Source organism: Neglectibacter timonensis (assembly GCF_900048895.1).
GTDB lineage: Bacteria > Bacillota > Clostridia > Oscillospirales > Acutalibacteraceae > Acutalibacter > Acutalibacter timonensis.
In genome coordinates this window covers 289,154-304,626 of sequence record NZ_LT160640.1, presented here as the reverse complement: position 1 = coordinate 304,626, position 15,473 = coordinate 289,154, and the positions used below count along the sequence as shown (strand labels likewise).

Sequence of the window (15,473 nt, the reverse complement as noted above, 5' to 3'; positions counted from 1 at the left end):
TCCTTTATCTGAGTGTTTGGAATTTTTTAAAACTTGCTCTATCTATAGAAAACCTGCCTCCGGCAATCAGCCGGCCGGTCAGTTGGCTACCTGAACCATAGCGTGGCGGACCACCCGGTCCCCCAGCAGATACCCTTTCTGGTAAACGGCGGAAATAACATTTTCCCCCAGACTTTCATCCTCAACGTGGGCCACTGCATTGTGCACCTCCGGATCAAAGGGATCGCCTATGGCGCCGATCGACCGGATGCCCAGTTTTTCAAAAGCAGCTTGAATCTGGTTTTCAATCATCTCCACGCCCTTGCGCATATCCTCCGCCGAAGCATTTTCCTGCTCCAAAGCCCGTTCGATATTATCTGCAATTGGAAGGAGCGCCTGCACCGTATCGGACACAGCATTGTGGTAGATAGCGCTTTTTTCATTCTGGGTCCGTTTACGGAAATTATCATACTCAGCGAGTACCCGCAGATGCTGCTGCTTGTGCTCTTCGAACTCCAACTGGAGCCGGCTGAGCGCCTCCTTTTCTTCAGAGGCTTTTTCCTTCTTTTTCTTCTTTTCTTTCCCTGTGTTTTCCTGGGGCTGCACAGTTTCCTGCTCCCCAGCCTCCATCTCAGAAGCCTGCGTTTCCGGCTGCTTCTTTTCCTGTTCGTTCTCCATGTTCCCTGGTCATTCCTTTCTCCCGCGATCTCGCGAAATTTTGGATTTTTATCCTGTTCGGAAAGCAATCCGGGCTTTTAACGCCCGGCTCTTTAGTTCCCAGTTTCTTTCAGCAGACGGCGTTTTATTCCTCCCGCATCAGCACAGTGAGCATCTGTTCCACCTGCTGGGTCAGATATCGGAGCACCGCCACTATTTTCCCGTAATCCATCCGGATGGGCCCCAGTACGGCCAAAGCGCCGGCATCCTGCGTTCCAATACCGTAGCGGGAAACCACCACCGAGGAACTGCGCAGTTCCGGCTGTCCGCTCTCTTCACCGATGAGCACCGTCACCCGGCCCGGCCTTTGGGTCAACAGCTCCACCAAATCCCTTTTCTGCTCCAAAAAATTCATGATTCTGCGAACTCCGCCCTGTTCCAGCTCCGGATAGAACAACAGATTCATCTGGCCGCTCTGGTACACCTCGGTCTGCATGGTATCCCGGGCAACCTCCAGCAGCGCCATCAAAGGCGATCCCACCAATATGGAGAGCTCTCCCAGGGAGGCGCCCATGGACTGCAGGAATGCGGGAGTAATATCCGCCACATCTCTCCCCGTCACCTTTTCGTTGAACACCCGGAAGAACACCCGGAGAATTTCGCTGGTCAAATCAAAGTCACAGTGAAACACCCGATTCTTCATGGTACCCGCAGAGCTCATCAGGATAAGCATAGCCGTGCGTCTGCTGGTCTGCACAAACTGCACCGCCTTTACCTGGGCCGTACGCCCGCTGGGCGAAGTAGCGGCCGCCGCGAACTTTGTCACCGAGGCTAGCACTTGAGAGACACAGGCCAAAAGCCGTTCCGGATCGTATGCGCTGCCCAGAAGCAAGGAATCGAGATACCGTTTTTCTTCTTCCCGCAGCTGGGGTACCTTCATCAAATGATCCACGTATTCCCGGTATCCCTTCCGGGAGGGAATTCTGCCTGCTGAGGTGTGGGGCTGTTCCAAAAGACCCAGTTCGATCAGATCCGCCATTTCATTGCGCACCGTCGCGGAAGAGACGCCGATTTCGTCTGCAATTGCCTTAGAGCCTACGGGCTCCCCGCTCTTCACATATCCTGTAACCACAGAGGATAAGATCTTTTCTTTACGCGGCGTCATCTCCATCCCTTTCACCTCTTTTACTCTTTAGCACTCTGTGGCTTAGAGTGCTAAATCATGTTATTAATTTATCACCTTGGTCAGCAAAAGTCAATGATATATTTGTAAATTGTTTGTGAATGGAAAACCGGCAATCCCGGCTGATGAAGCCGGAACTGCCGGTTTTCCGCTGAAAAGTCTCCCGCAGCGAGAACTCACAGTCGCAGGGGCGGGAACCGGGCCTGACCAGGTTTCCACTACAATTTCCTGAAAATGCCCGCTCCACACTACTGTACTGCCTGCGGTTCCTCACAGACATCAGAAAAGCGGCCGGCTCCCCGGCCGCCCCAGAGGGCCTTGCAAACTGCATGCCCACAAAGCGCATAAATTCCATCAGCTCAAAAACCCTTCCACGATCTTCGCTTCCGCTTCTTCCTCGGTGAGCCCCAGCGTCCGCAGCTTCAGGATCTGCTCCCCGGCGATTTTACCGATAGCAGCTTCGTGAATCAGCGCGGCATCCCCGTGGTTGGCTGTAAGCTCGGGAGCCGCGTCCACAGCGCCATGGTCGGCGATCAGCGCGTCACATTCTGAATGGCCGGAACAGGGTGCGTTTCCGACGATCCGGGAACGGTAGGCCTGATGGGAGTTTCCCCTCGCAACGGAACGCGAGACCAGGTCTGTGGCCGCCCCCTCCCCATTCATCTCCACTTCAAACTCAGTTTTTGCCTGTTGCTCCTTTTCCGTGAGCAGACGCTCCCGGATCAGCAGCTTGGCCCCTGCGGCAAGTTTTGCCCTGGTACGTCTGTCAGTGCGGTCCACCCCGCCGATCTGGGAGGTATCCATTTCCAGTACAGCCCCCTCGTCCAGGACGGCCTCAGTGACCGGATCGATGGAGCGGATCCCCTGGCCGCTGCCGGTCCCCACGTGCTTCTCCACATATTTTACCTTGGCGTTTTTGGAAAGGAAAAACCGGTGGATTCCGTTGTGCCGGGCAGGCTCGCCATTCTCTGTGTGTACGCCGCATCCGGCCACAATAGTGACTTCCGCTCCTTCTCCCACATAAAAATCATTGTATACCAGATCATCTACATCCCCATGGGTGACGCAGGCGGGGATGGAAACCGTCTCTCCTTTAGCGCCGGACAGAATATGAATATCAAGGCCGGGCTTCCCGTCCAGCTTTGACTCGATTTTGATATTGTCGGTAGACTGCCGCCCAACGCACGCACCGTCCTCCCGGACATTATAAGCACCGGAAAAAGAACCCATCCAGTTTGACATCAGTTTCAAAAGCTGCTCTGTCACGCTTTTCATCTCAATCCGCCTCCTTCTGATTCGGACAGGCTTCGCATAGGACCTGATTTTGCAAAAGTCTCGGCAGCAGCTCCGGCGCAGGTCCCTTTTCCGTCACCCCTCCGTTAGACACCAACACTATCTCATCAGCAATCTGCAGGATGCGTTCCTGATGGGAGATGATCACCAGAGAACCGCTCAGCGTCCCCCGCAACTTCTGAAAAACATCGATGAGACTGGCAAAGCTCCACAGGTCAATGCCCGCCTCCGGCTCGTCAAAAACAGAAAGCCGCGTATGCCGGGCAAGCACTGTGGCGATTTCTATGCGCTTGATCTCCCCGCCGGAAAGCGTGGAGTTGACCTCACGGTCCACGTATTCCCTGGCGCATAATCCAACGCGGCTGAGAATATCACAGAGCTTTGCTTCTGTAAGCCCTCGTTCCCCTGCGGCCAGTTCTACCAGCTGGCGCACCGTCATTCCCTTAAACCGCACCGGCTGCTGAAAGGCAAAGCTCAGGCCTTTTCTGGCCCGCTGTGTCACATCCAGCGCCGTGATCTCTTCTCCGTCCAATAGAATTCTTCCTGTAAGGGGCGTCTCGATCCCCGCCACGATCTTGGCAAGGGTGGTCTTACCGCCCCCATTGGGGCCGGTAATAACCACCAGCTTTCCGTCAGGAATTTCCAATGAAACATCCCGCAGTACCGGAGTCCCCTCCGGCGTATTCCAACTGATATGCTCTAAGCAAAGCATACCCATTCCCCTCTCTTTCTCACTTTCCCTTTTTCAGTGCCCTGGAAGCATTTAGAATGGCGAGCACGGAAACGCCCACGTCGGCAAACACCGCCTCCCACATGTTGGACAAACCGAAAGCACTCAAAACCAGAACTGCCGCCTTAACCGCCAAAGCGAACACAATATTCTGCCGCACAATGCGCAGGGTTCGCTTGGAAATCTTCATAGCCTCGGCCAATTTAGAGGGTTTGTCGTCCATCAGCACGATATCCGCCGCCTCTATAGCCGCGTCGGAGCCCAGCGCGCCCATGGCGATGCCGATATCCGCCCGGGAGAGCACTGGGGCGTCGTTGATGCCGTCGCCCACAAAGGCCAGCTTGCCTCTCTCGGATTTCTCCCGGAGCAGCGCTTCGACCCGGTCCACCTTATCCCCAGGCAATAGTCCCGCATGTACCTCGTCAATGCCCAGCTCCTTTGCCACGCTCTCTCCCACGGCTTTGGCGTCGCCTGTCAGCATCACGGTTTTCCGCACGCCTGCCCGCTTCAGGGAGGCAACAGCTTCCGCCGCATCCGGCTTCAGCTCGTCGGAGATGACGATATGTCCGGCGTACTCGCCGTTTACAGCCACATGCACCGTTGTGCCCACCCTGTGGCAGGGGTGCCAGATCACGCCGATTTCCTCCATCAGCTTATCATTACCGGCACACACCAGCCTGCCGTCTACCTGCGCTTTGACACCCCTTCCGGAGAGTTCCTCCACATCGGATACCCGGGCTGCGTCGATCTCCATGCCGTAGGCGTCCTTCAGAGAACGGGAGATGGGATGGTCGGAATAGCTTTCCGCCAGCGCCGCCAGTTCCAGCAATTCCCCCTCGGAATATCGGTCTGGATGGATGGCAGTCACATTGAATACGCCCTTGGTGAGAGTGCCGGTTTTATCGAACACCACAATTTCCGTATCGGAAAGGATTTCCAGGAAATTTCCGCCCTTAACCAGAATTCCGTCCCGGGAGGCCCCACCGATGCCTCCAAAGAAGCTGAGCGGCACGGAGATAACCAATGCGCATGGGCAGGATACCACCAGAAAAATCAACGCACGTTCGATCCATTCAGCCCAATTTCCGCCAGTGAACAGCGGAGGCGCCACAGCCAGCAGTACCGCGCTGACCACCACGATGGGCGTATAATACCGCGCAAATTTGGTGATAAAATTCTCCGCTTTTGCTTTTTTGCTGCTGGAATTTTCCACCAGGTCCAAAATTTTCGCCACCGTGGATTCTCCGAAGACCTTTGTCACCTGTACCCGGATCAAACCATTCAGATTGATACAACCGCTGATCACATCGTCGCCGGGTTCCACCTCACGCGGCAGAGATTCGCCGGTAAGCGCCGAGGTATTGAGCGAGGATCTGCCCTCCAGCACCACGCCGTCCAGCGGTGCCTTTTCCCCGGGCTTGATCACAATAACATCGCCCACCTGCACCTCTTCCGGGTCTACCCGGCAAAGGCTGCCGTCCCTTTCCACATTGGCATAATCCGGACGGATATCCATCAAAGCAGAGATGGATTTCCGGGATTTTCCCACCGCATAGCTCTGAAACAGCTCTCCCACCTGGTAGAACAGCATGACGAATACGGCTTCGGGATATTCCCCCTTGCCGAAAAAGCCGGTACAGAAGGCTCCTACCGTAGCCAGCGCCATCAGAAAATTTTCGTCGAACACTTGGCCGTGAATGATATTTTTCGCCGCACGCCACAGCACATCCCAGCCGATGACGAAATAGGCGGGCAAAAACAGAAGAAACCGCAGAGCCCCTTCATAAGGGATCAGCACTGCCGCAATCAGCAGAACAGCGCTGGCAAAAATCCGGACGAGCATTTTCTTTTGTTTTCTGGTCATGAGTTCTCAATCCTTTTCTGTGCAAAGATTTTATTCTCTAAAAACGAAATCAGCCTCAGCAGCATCCATCACAAAACTCTGTTTATGAAAGCTGGACGGTACAGTCCGGCTCCACCTTCTTACAGGTCTTTACGACCTGCTTCATGATCTCTTCAAAGCGGCCGTCGTCCGCATCCACAGTGAGACGCTGGCTCATAAAGCTTACCGAAGCGTCGTTGACGCCATCAATCTTCTTGATGGCATTCTCCATTTTGGCGGCACAGTTGGCACAGTCCAGATCAATTAATTTGTAACTCTTCTTCATTGTAAATCCTCCTTAATATATATTGCACGGACAGCGGATAGAAACCTCTTATTCCGCAACATGCTCCATCCCCTGGTCAAGAATGGATCTGACATGGTCGTCGGCCAGAGAATAAAATACGGTCTTGCCGTCCCTGCGGTATTTCACCAGCTTACTCTTTTTGAGCACCTGCAATTGGTGAGAAATGGCCGACTGGGTCATTCCCAACAGCTGAGCGATATCGCACACACACATTTCCGCTTCAAAAAGCACGTAAAGAATTTTGATGCGTGTAGAATCCCCAAACACCTTGAAGAGTTCCGCCAGGTCGAACAGCGTTTCTTCCTGAGGCATCACCTGATTGACCTGCTGCACGATTTCCTCATGGACATACAGAAACTCACATTCAGGCGCATTCTTTGGCTCCGGCATTTTCAAACATCCTTTCATATGAGCATTTGTTCATTTATATAATAGGCATTCTTTTCTCTTTTGTCAAGTATCTTCCGGCAATTATTTTTTTTAATTCCCGCGTCCTGTGTCCGTCTATCCAGTCAAGTAAGCGCTGGGCTTTGTTTATCATTCCTTAAGCGTCACAAAAAAAGAACCCTGCCGATGGCCTTCAGCAGGCCCTTCGGCAGGATTCCTCGTATTTCCGATCGTCTCACATAAAGAAGTTTTGCAGCTCCCGCTTATCATTGGAATACTTGACTGCATTTTCCCGGGAAATCACTCTCTGGTTCACCAGACGGGTCAAATCCGCGTTTAGGGTGTGCATTCCCAGAGCCGCGCCGGACTGCATTACCGTATTCATCTGGTAGCACTTATTCTCCCGAATCAGGTTCAGCGCCGCGTCGGAACCGATCAGCACTTCGGTGGCCGCTACGCGGCCCATGCCATCCAACGTGGGAATCAGACACTGGGTGATGACGCCCCGCAGCATGCCCGCCAATTGGGTGCGAATCTGCCCCTGGCTCTCCGGAGGGCAAACGTCGATAATTCGGTCGATGGTCTGGGCAGCGCCGGTGGTGTGCAAGGTGGAAAGCACCAGATGGCCGGTTTCAGCAGCCGTCACCGCTGCGGAGATCGTGTCGTAATCCCGCATCTCGCCCACCAGAATCACATCCGGATCCTCACGGAGGGCGGAACGCAGTGCAGAGGCAAAAGAAACCACGTCTACCCCCACCTCCCGCTGGTGGATCAGGGAAAGCTTCCTCTCGTACACATATTCAATGGGATCCTCCACCGTAATGATATGTTCCGCCCGGTTGGAATTGATGAAATCGATCACTGCCGCCAGGGTGGTGGACTTGCCGCTGCCTGTGGGGCCGGTGACTAGGATCAGTCCCCGGGGTTCCATGGCCAGGCTCCGAAGCACCGCGGGAAGCTTCAGTTCCTCCAGAGAGGGAATCGTATTGTTCAGCAGCCGGATCGTGGCGGCCAGTTTCCCCTGCTGGGAAAAAACGTTCACCCTCTGCCGGTTGCCGTCGCTGGTCTGAATGGCAAAATCCGCATCCAGACCCTGAGAGAGCCGCTCCCGCTGCTGAGCAGGCACACAGCTGAGAATCAGCTGCTCAGTCTCCGCTTCGGAGAATTGCATCGGCGGCTTCGTCAAGATGCCGTTCACCCGCATAATCAGCGGCAGCCCCTGGGAAATATGGATATCAGAAGCACCCATCGCCCGTGCAGTAAAGATCAATTTTTCCATTTCAGCCATAAAGCTTTCCCCCTGTATCAGCAGCTTCCAGCCCATCCCATGGAAGCTTCCCGTAAACTTTCACTCAGAGCAAAAGAAGCCCGGTGCTTTTCCGCAGGAAAAGAGCGACGCTTCGCGGCGCAGGGCTTCTTTTGATTCCTGAACCGGCGCGCCAACTCGTTTCAAAATGCAAAATTTCATTGAGACCGAAAGAAGCCCGGTGCTTTTCCACAGGAAAAGAGCGACGCCTCGCGGCGCAGGGCTTCTTTTGATTCCTAAACCGGCGCGCCAACTCGTTTCAAAATGCAAAATTTCATTGAGACCGAAAGAAGCCCGGTGCTTTTCCGTAGGAAAAGAGCGCCACTTCGCGGCGCAGGGCTTCTTTTGATTCCTGAACCGGCGCGCCAACTCGTTTCAAAATGCAAAATTTCATTGAGACCGAAAGAAGCCCGGTGCTTTTCCGTAGGAAAAGAGCGCCACTTCGCGGCGCAGGGCTTCTTTTGATTCCTTATATCGTGTGGTATGCCACCTTCACCAGTTCCTCCATGGTGGTCAATCCAGCGCGCACCAGCTCGGCGCCGCTTTCCTTCAGGGTTTTCATGTGCTGGCCCTGCACCACGTATTCGGTCAGTTCACTGAGAGAGGCGCCGCGGGAGATCAAGTCACGCATGCCGCGGTCCACCACTGCAATCTCATGAATGGCAATCCGGCCCGAATAGCCCGTGTTGTTGCAGGCCGGACAGCCGCGGGGTACCATGATCTGCCCTACCTCGCCCCCAAGAAACCGCCGTTCCTCCGCAGAGGGCTCTACTGCCTGCCCGCAATGGGGACAGACCTTGCGCATCAGCCGCTGGGCCACAAGCCCCACCAGGGAACTCGCCAGCAGATAGGGTTCCACTCCCATATCCCGCAGGCGGATCACCGCTGAAACCGCGTCGTTGGTATGCAGAGTGGAGAGCACCAGGTGTCCTGTGATGGCGGCGCGCACCGAAATAGACGCCGTCTCCGAATCCCGGGTCTCGCCCACCATGATGATATCCGGATCCTGCCGCAGCAGGGCGCGCAGCCCCACGTCAAAGGTAACCCCCGCCTGATTGTTCACCTGCATCTGGTTGACCCTCGCCACATTTTTTTCCACAGGATCCTCGATGGTGGAAATATTTACACTTCTGCCCGACAGGGCCTCCAGCACCAGATACAGGGTGGTGGATTTGCCGCTGCCCGTGGGACCCGTGATGTAGATGATGCCGTTGGGAGAATCCAGCATGGGCATAAAGCGCCGGTAGGCGTCGTCGTCCATGCCAAAATGATCCGGATGGTCTATAACGCTTTTCACCGCCAGCAGACGCATAACCGCCTTTTCCCCGAACACGGTGGGGATCACCGATACACGGACGTTCACATTTTCCCCATCGATTTTCGTGCGGAAATGGCCGTCCTGCGGGACGCGCTTCTCCGCGATATCCAAATTGGACATAATCTTGATACGGGCGATCACCGACTGATGGATGGAGGACTGCAGCGTCACATAGTCCACGATAGCGCCGTCCACACGCATGCGAACCACCGTCTTATCCTCAAAGGGTTCAATGTGGATATCGCTGGCGCCGGTGTTGTAGCCACGGATGATCAGGCTCTGCACCAGCTTGATCACCGGAGCGTCGCCGTCTCCCTCCTCCACATTCAGCTCCTCAATAACCTGCTCCTCTGCTGTGCTGTTGGCTGTCCTGGCAGCCATCCTGGCGCTGACTTCGGAATAGTAGTAATTGATAGCCCCCAGCAGAGGCGCCTTTTCCGCCAGACAGATGTCCAGACTCATGCCCACCACCTGCCGCACCTCTTCGATGCCGTACAGGTTCATAGGGTCGCTGGTGATGACCTTCAGGCTGTTGTCCGTGACGGCAAAGGCGGTAATCGAATTGTTTACAGCCATTTGCCTTGGAATCCTCTCCACGGCGGCAATGTCGAAATTGCAGGTGCCAACGTCGACCAGCGGCAGGGACAGCCGCTGGCCCAGAGCCTCCAGCATCTGCCGCTCGGTGATGAACCCCAGCTCGATGAAGATTTCACCCATGCGCAGGCGCTTGTCGCGGTTTTCTCGCTGGTAGGCCAGGGCCTGCTGAATCTGGGCGTCAGTGATGTAGCCGTATTCCTTCAGCCCCTGCCCAATGGGGACGTTTTTCATGTGATCACTCTCCCGCCTGTGGGAAATCCCCCACAGCCTTCATGTAATAATCCAAATTCAGATTCATGGTGTTATCTTCCCCTTCCCCCACAAAGGAATACCCCGTAATGCGCAGGGAGGGGTAGTTGAGGTACAGATCGTCAATCAGCTGCTGGCACAAATCCCGGCTGCCTGTGGCGGTAACGGACACCCGCACCGTCAGCACGGAGATATTCTCCGGGTCGATTGCAGTGCTTTCCTCTTTTTCGTCCGTCCCATTCCAATAAGGCTCCACCGCCACTCCAGCGGGCGTTCCCATGGTGAGGCTTACCACCCGCAGGCCATATTGGCCGACGATCAGGTTGGTGAACATCCTGTCGATCTCATAATTTTCCGTATAGGCATGAAAAGAAGAAACCGAATTCCAGTATTGGCGCCCTGCCTCCTCATAGGCGGCTTGCATACCGTTCAATCCCAGAATTGCAGCTTCCATGGGAGCTTTCTGGGTTTCCAAATCGCTGATGCTGGCGTCCAGTTCCGCGCTTTTATTCATCTGAGGAAAAACCGCCAGCCAAAGGAAACCAAAAATCACCAGCACGAAGGCCATGATATAGAGCAGTATTTTATCTCTCTTCGTCAGCTTAACCGACATACTTCTGCTCCCTCCTTTAACGGCCTGCTGCGGCGCTCAGCACGCAGGACACATTTACATTATAGATACCTGTACTCTCTATCAGGTTGTACCCGGAATAGGTCACATTGAGGAAAATGCCGGTGTTCTGCAAGGCTTCCACAAATTCGTTGAGCCGCTCGGCCCCCTGGCCGGTGGCAGTAAAGCTGAGCTGTCCCGAGGCGGCGTCAAAGCTTTGGATCGATACGTCCACAATCCCCACGCCCGCGTTGATGATGATGCTGTCCAACGCGCTGACTGCCCGGGGATAGGAATCTATGGCCTCCTTCATCTGAGTGGCGGCGGCCAGCATGGCGTTGAACTTGGCCGAACCCGCCAGATAATCATTATAGGCCTGCTCCTTCGCCACGTTGTCTGCGTTGGTGAGATAGGCGTTCAGCTCCTCCACCTTCCGTTCCTTGGCGGTGTTTCCGGCGATCATCGAGCTGCTGATCACCGTAAATACCGCAACCAACAACAGCAGGGGCAGCAGCTTCAGCAGAAAGGCATCCCGCTTTTTATTGCGCTCATCACTGGAGGCAATCTCCCGGTACAGGTTGCCCTCATCCTTCCCAAGGGCCAGAGCGCCTACATGGTCAAAGCATTCCCGTATACTGCCGCCGTGAATGACCACAGAGGGGCTTTCGCCCAGCACGGAAGTGTTGAGGCCCAACAGGCCGATCTGTTCGGCGGAAACGTCGAAATCCTCCTTGGAAAACCCAAGGCAGTACACGTCAGTCGCCCGGTTTTCGCTTTTGAGCATGCTCTGGAACTGGAGCAGCTGGCTGACCGTGCGGGCCACTTCGCCGCCGAAAGAGGGTGTGCCGTGGTCGCTGAATACCCGGGAAGAGGTGAAATTCAGATACTTTCCGTTCTCCACCAACACTGTGGAGAGCACCTCCCCGTCCAGGGATTCCAAAATACAGCTTCCGCTCTTGATTTCCTCCAGATAGGGCAGCAGACGAATCATGGAAAACCGGGAAGCCACCACAGAGCCCAGCTTCACCCCCGCCTGGGCAAAAGCCTCGGCAAGCTCCGTCACATAAGCTTTTTCCGCTGTGGCAGCCAGAAGCTCCCTCTCTTCCCCCGGAGCCTTATCCTTTTCCCCCGCCGCCGAAGGGAGAGCCGTTCCCTGTGGGGCGGCAGGGCCCAGATCCATGCTGCCGTACACCCAATCGGGGCCGCCTGCGTTGGTATCCTGAAAATCATAGGCCAGCATCTCCCCGGTCCTCTTCCGGTTCGCTCGGGGAAGCTGGGTCTTTTTTACCGTTACATGGTTGCCGTCAACCGAGAGGATTACCCCCGACTTCGGCAGCCTGTTTTCCTTCCACGCCGCCCGGATGCCCTCGCAGAAGGCCTCGGTATCGGTGACGACTCCGTTCATCACGCAGCCGATGGGAAAGGAAACCCGGATCAGCTTCTCCACCCGGATTTTTCCGCCCCGTGCGTCGCCGCACAGGACGCTGACCTTATTGCCCGTAAAGGCCACCACTGTTTTCATAGAACTTACGCTCACTTTCCTTTCTATGCCGGCACAGTGTTTTGCGCCTTGGCTGCAAAGAAATTCCGCCGCCGGTAAAGGGCGGGAAACCTTTTACTCAATAATAGGTTGCGGACTGCTCGATGGCATTGTAGGAGCCGAAGATGGGCAGCAGAATTGCCAGCATGATAAAGCCCACCATAAAACCCATAAGAATCAGCATACAGGGTTCCAGCAGGGTGACCAGCCGGTTCATAGCCTGTTCGGAAGCATAGTCGTAGCTGTCGGCCGTCACGTCCAGCATCTCATCCAGCTTCAGTGCAAAGCGTGTCGAATGGCTGCTGCTGTCCAGCAGGCCCGCCCGTCTGGTGTTCATGGTAAAGGTATAGGTGTCCGTATTCCCCGAAATCGCTTTGATTGGGATAATCTCCTTCGGTTCCGCTTTGGTGCTGCCGTCCGGCTGAAGCACCCCGTCCGCGTCGGTAAAGGTCAAGGAGGGCACATTGTTTTCATCTAAGGTCAATTCAGCCTTATCCGTTTTTGCTGCTTCGTCTCCGGTAATCCGGTTCAGTTCGAAGCTGTAGCCGCCGGTGTACTCCGCTTGTTCCCAAGTGAAGACATCCCGCTTCACCTTGACTTTCACGGTGGATTCTTCCTTATCTTCAAAGGCAGTAACGTCAGTTTCTTTCGTGCCGATAGCCGCCGCCATATCCACAGCGTCCACCTGTACCTGAGGCAGCTTAAACTCTTTTTCCTCCGACCACAGGGAGCTGACGTTCCGGTCAGACACAGCGCGGAGCTTTACCTTCAGAGAGCCGCCGGCAAACTGTGCCGTCAGATCCTGAGATTTGGAAAGAGTACAGCTGGCGGAGTTGAGATAGCTGCCCTTCATCACCAGCGGAGAATCCGTTGTAAAGAGAACCGTCTCCACATTATCATGGGTAACCGCTGTAACAGCCATTTGGTATTTGCCGTAGGCATCCTTATCCGGGCTCTCCGTACCATCAAAATTAAAGGTGAAGCCCACAGTGTCAAAGTCGAACACAGAGAGTATCTCCGAGCCGTCCGGCGTCAGGGTGAGCTTGCTCAGATTCGGCACAGTCAGCCGCTGGGGCAGGACAAAACTGTATTCCACGCCCGGCAGGCCGCTGCCGTAGGTCTTGTGATCCTCATCATCAAGGGCGATAGCCCGCACGGAAAGGGTCACCGTACTCAGAGGCACGACAGAGCCGGTATAAGCGCTGCCGCCGCTGTCCGTCCCGGTAATGCTGTTCAAATCGATCACCCGTACCGGCTCTTTCGGCCCGGCCTCGTTGAGGCCGTCTGCTACATTCGTCCGATAAAGAGCCGTCACCGCATGCTCCGTGCCGTCTTCCGCTTCTATCGTGGCCTTCACCGTCAGCTCATAGTGGGAAAGGGCTTCCAGCTCTTCCGCATCATTCAGGCCGTTCCAGCTGACCCGATACTGAATGCCGTCCTTATCCAACAGCTGGGCGGAAGGCGCCGTGATGGTGGAAAGCCGCAGACGGGTTTCGGTTGTCTTCGACGCCGTGCTGCCGAAGGTCTGTGTGACGCCGCTGCCGTTTACTGTTCCCAGGCGGTCCACCCGCAGGGTGACATGGGTATAGTTCCAGCTGGCGGTCTCTGTGCTGTTCCAGGTCTTCGAACAGGGTGCGCCGCCATTCGAGAGAATGGGAGCTGTAAGCGTGCCAGACTCGATCTCCACCAGCGCGCCGTCCTTCGTCTCCCCTGTCAGGGTATACCGGTAGGACGCCGTGCCCGTCTCCAGAGTGGTCTGCGTTCCCTGCAGCTTGGAGGTCCAGGAGGCGGAAAGGGTCTCAGTCTGCGGATCGTATGTCAGTTCTGTGATATCCGGCGGGGCATATGCTTTTTTCTGAGACAGGTCTTCCTGGAAAATACGGACCTGGTTCTTCTCTTGGGTTCCCGCATCCTTCACTAACACGTTGAAACTCAAGGTGTAGCTGTCCTCTCCGGTCTTGAAGATGATATAGCCGGGAGCAAGGGTCTTTGTACCGTCCTCCGCCACCGAAATGAGAGGGGAGCCGTTTTCATCGATTTTTCCATCGTTGCTGACCTTCAGAGCCTTCAGATTTTCCACTGTAAACTCTTTCCCTAGGTCAAAGCCGGTATAGACGATCTGGTTGGCCATGGAGATGGGGTAGCTTCGTACCATGGCGTTCTGATACTTCTGTTCGCCGTTCTCCAGCTGCGTCATGAGATCCGCAGGCAGGTTGTTCAAAACAGCCGGGGCATAAGTGTCGACTGTACCCGGAACCGATAAGTCGCTGAAAGCATACGCTACCGGTACGCCCAATCCATCTGAACTGTTATCTGTAGCCAAAAATTCCGAGCGATAGTAGGTGGCATACTTACCACTTTGTACCATTTCCAGACGATAGGCCAATTCCTCCGGGGAAGCGCCCCGAAAACCAAGCGTTTCTTCCCCCCCGGCCAAATTGGTGTTTCTGATTGCCGCCATATAGGCATTCTTTGCGCTATTGACGTAATTTTCAATCTTGGGCATCATGCTTTCTCTTGTGGAATTGGGAGAATTCCCGTATTGCTTTTCGGGGTCCTCCGGTATCGGGTCCTGAACGGCCTGGACGGTTATCATGTAATTGTCTTTGCCGGAACCACAGGCCACATATGTCGGATCTAACATCTTTCCGTCTTCCAGCTTTAATTCATACGTTTTGGTACCGCCGCCATCCGTCGGCCTGATGCTTGCAGTAATTGTCACCTTTCCGCAGTACTGGTAAGCAGCGGCGTTCACTACTTCCATCCGGTATTGATCCTTGTCTCCAAGCCCGGTCAGAAGGAAATGAACCTCTGGCACCGGAAGCGTCTGAGCTGGAACCTCATACTTTAACTCCTCTGAAAACTCCGGGGCACTGGGCTTTCCGGAACGGGAATATGCCTTTACCTTAAACCAGAGCGTCCTGCCTTCCAATCCAACTGTGGAATACTGGAACCGCTTATCGAACACAAAATAACTTCTCGCCTCAGCGTCAAGCCGTTTTCCATCTTCATCAGATTTTGTAACAACTATCTCATATTTATAACCGGCAGGATTGTCACAGTCCCAAGTAAGCTCTAACTTTCCGCCCAAATCTGATAACGCAAGTTTTTCAGGGGTCTGAGGAACATCGTCTTCGCCCACATACAGCTTTCCGTCGATTTCGAGGTAAGTTTTCTGCCTGGGATTGTTGCTGTCTTTCCCCAGCACATACAGGTCATGAATCAAAGTTAAGCCATAGTCTTTATGGGTAAAGCCGTAAAAATCCTGTCCGCCAAAGGTCAGGTCCTGAATCACCGGGTCTGCGCCATTGAAACGAAAAGCATCATATGTGTTTCCGCTGCCGGACTCCTCCAAATAGAGCGCTTCTCCCACCCCGTATCGGAACGATATATCCTCGTCACCGGAAACTCCGCTGATAAAGGCATTCTCCCCTA

12 protein-coding genes are annotated in these 15,473 nt (G+C 54.8%); all 12 read right to left on the bottom strand.

Annotated elements, in window-relative coordinates:
- Window positions 1-78 precede the first annotated feature (78 nt).
- Window positions 79-657, bottom strand: a complete 579-nt coding sequence (grpE, locus tag BN3911_RS10290) for a nucleotide exchange factor GrpE (RefSeq protein ID WP_066865100.1) — start codon at window positions 655-657, stop codon at window positions 79-81.
- A gap of 124 nt (window positions 658-781) precedes the next feature.
- Window positions 782-1,801, bottom strand: a complete 1,020-nt coding sequence (gene hrcA, locus BN3911_RS10285; RefSeq protein ID WP_242871112.1) for a heat-inducible transcriptional repressor HrcA — start codon at window positions 1,799-1,801, stop codon at window positions 782-784.
- Between the two features lie 372 nt (window positions 1,802-2,173).
- Window positions 2,174-3,094, bottom strand: a complete 921-nt coding sequence (locus tag BN3911_RS10275) for a SufB/SufD family protein (protein WP_066865091.1) — start codon at window positions 3,092-3,094, stop codon at window positions 2,174-2,176.
- Between the two features lies 1 nt (window position 3,095).
- A complete protein-coding gene (locus tag BN3911_RS10270) occupies window positions 3,096-3,824 on the bottom strand; it encodes an ABC transporter ATP-binding protein (RefSeq protein ID WP_066865088.1) in 729 nt (242 codons plus the stop codon).
- A gap of 19 nt (window positions 3,825-3,843) precedes the next feature.
- Window positions 3,844-5,706 (bottom strand): heavy metal translocating P-type ATPase, encoded by a 1,863-nt coding sequence (locus tag BN3911_RS10265; RefSeq protein WP_066865086.1) that lies wholly within the window; start codon window positions 5,704-5,706, stop codon window positions 3,844-3,846.
- Between the two features lie 82 nt (window positions 5,707-5,788).
- On the bottom strand, window positions 5,789-6,010 hold the full coding sequence (locus BN3911_RS10260) for a cation transporter (protein WP_066865083.1): 222 nt from the start codon (window positions 6,008-6,010) through the stop codon (window positions 5,789-5,791).
- A 48-nt stretch (window positions 6,011-6,058) separates the two neighbouring features.
- The gene (locus BN3911_RS10255; RefSeq protein ID WP_066865080.1) at window positions 6,059-6,421 is read right to left on the bottom strand and encodes an ArsR/SmtB family transcription factor; all 363 of its coding nucleotides are present in this window, start codon (window positions 6,419-6,421) and stop codon (window positions 6,059-6,061) included.
- A gap of 232 nt (window positions 6,422-6,653) precedes the next feature.
- Window positions 6,654-7,742, bottom strand: a complete 1,089-nt coding sequence (locus BN3911_RS10250; protein ID WP_341440970.1) for a type IV pilus twitching motility protein PilT — start codon at window positions 7,740-7,742, stop codon at window positions 6,654-6,656.
- A 451-nt stretch (window positions 7,743-8,193) separates the two neighbouring features.
- Complete coding sequence (locus BN3911_RS10240) at window positions 8,194-9,870, bottom strand: GspE/PulE family protein (protein ID WP_066865074.1); 1,677 nt, start codon at window positions 9,868-9,870, stop codon at window positions 8,194-8,196.
- A 4-nt stretch (window positions 9,871-9,874) separates the two neighbouring features.
- Window positions 9,875-10,501, bottom strand: a complete 627-nt coding sequence (locus BN3911_RS10235; protein ID WP_066865071.1) for a hypothetical protein — start codon at window positions 10,499-10,501, stop codon at window positions 9,875-9,877.
- A gap of 16 nt (window positions 10,502-10,517) precedes the next feature.
- On the bottom strand, window positions 10,518-12,035 hold the full coding sequence (locus BN3911_RS10230; RefSeq protein WP_187127727.1) for a type IV pilus biogenesis protein PilM: 1,518 nt from the start codon (window positions 12,033-12,035) through the stop codon (window positions 10,518-10,520).
- Window positions 12,036-12,117: 82 nt separating this feature from the next.
- Window positions 12,118-15,393 (bottom strand): type II secretion system F family protein, encoded by a 3,276-nt coding sequence (locus tag BN3911_RS10225; protein ID WP_066865065.1) that lies wholly within the window; start codon window positions 15,391-15,393, stop codon window positions 12,118-12,120.
- Between the last annotated feature and the right edge of the window lie 80 nt (window positions 15,394-15,473).

Coding starts and splice junctions, on each gene's coding strand:
- hrcA (WP_242871112.1), bottom strand. CDS start 1,801: ATGACGCCGCGTAAAGAAAAGATCTTATCCTCTGTGGTTACAGGATAT.
- BN3911_RS10275 (WP_066865091.1), bottom strand. CDS start 3,094: ATGAAAAGCGTGACAGAGCAGCTTTTGAAACTGATGTCAAACTGGATG.
- BN3911_RS10235 (WP_066865071.1), bottom strand. CDS start 10,501: ATGTCGGTTAAGCTGACGAAGAGAGATAAAATACTGCTCTATATCATG.
- BN3911_RS10240 (WP_066865074.1), bottom strand. CDS start 9,870: ATGAAAAACGTCCCCATTGGGCAGGGGCTGAAGGAATACGGCTACATC.
- BN3911_RS10270 (WP_066865088.1), bottom strand. CDS start 3,824: ATGCTTTGCTTAGAGCATATCAGTTGGAATACGCCGGAGGGGACTCCG.
- BN3911_RS10250 (WP_341440970.1), bottom strand. CDS start 7,742: ATGGGCTGGAAGCTGCTGATACAGGGGGAAAGCTTTATGGCTGAAATG.
- grpE (WP_066865100.1), bottom strand. CDS start 657: ATGGAGAACGAACAGGAAAAGAAGCAGCCGGAAACGCAGGCTTCTGAG.
- BN3911_RS10260 (WP_066865083.1), bottom strand. CDS start 6,010: ATGAAGAAGAGTTACAAATTAATTGATCTGGACTGTGCCAACTGTGCC.
- BN3911_RS10265 (WP_066865086.1), bottom strand. CDS start 5,706: ATGACCAGAAAACAAAAGAAAATGCTCGTCCGGATTTTTGCCAGCGCT.
- BN3911_RS10255 (WP_066865080.1), bottom strand. CDS start 6,421: ATGCCGGAGCCAAAGAATGCGCCTGAATGTGAGTTTCTGTATGTCCAT.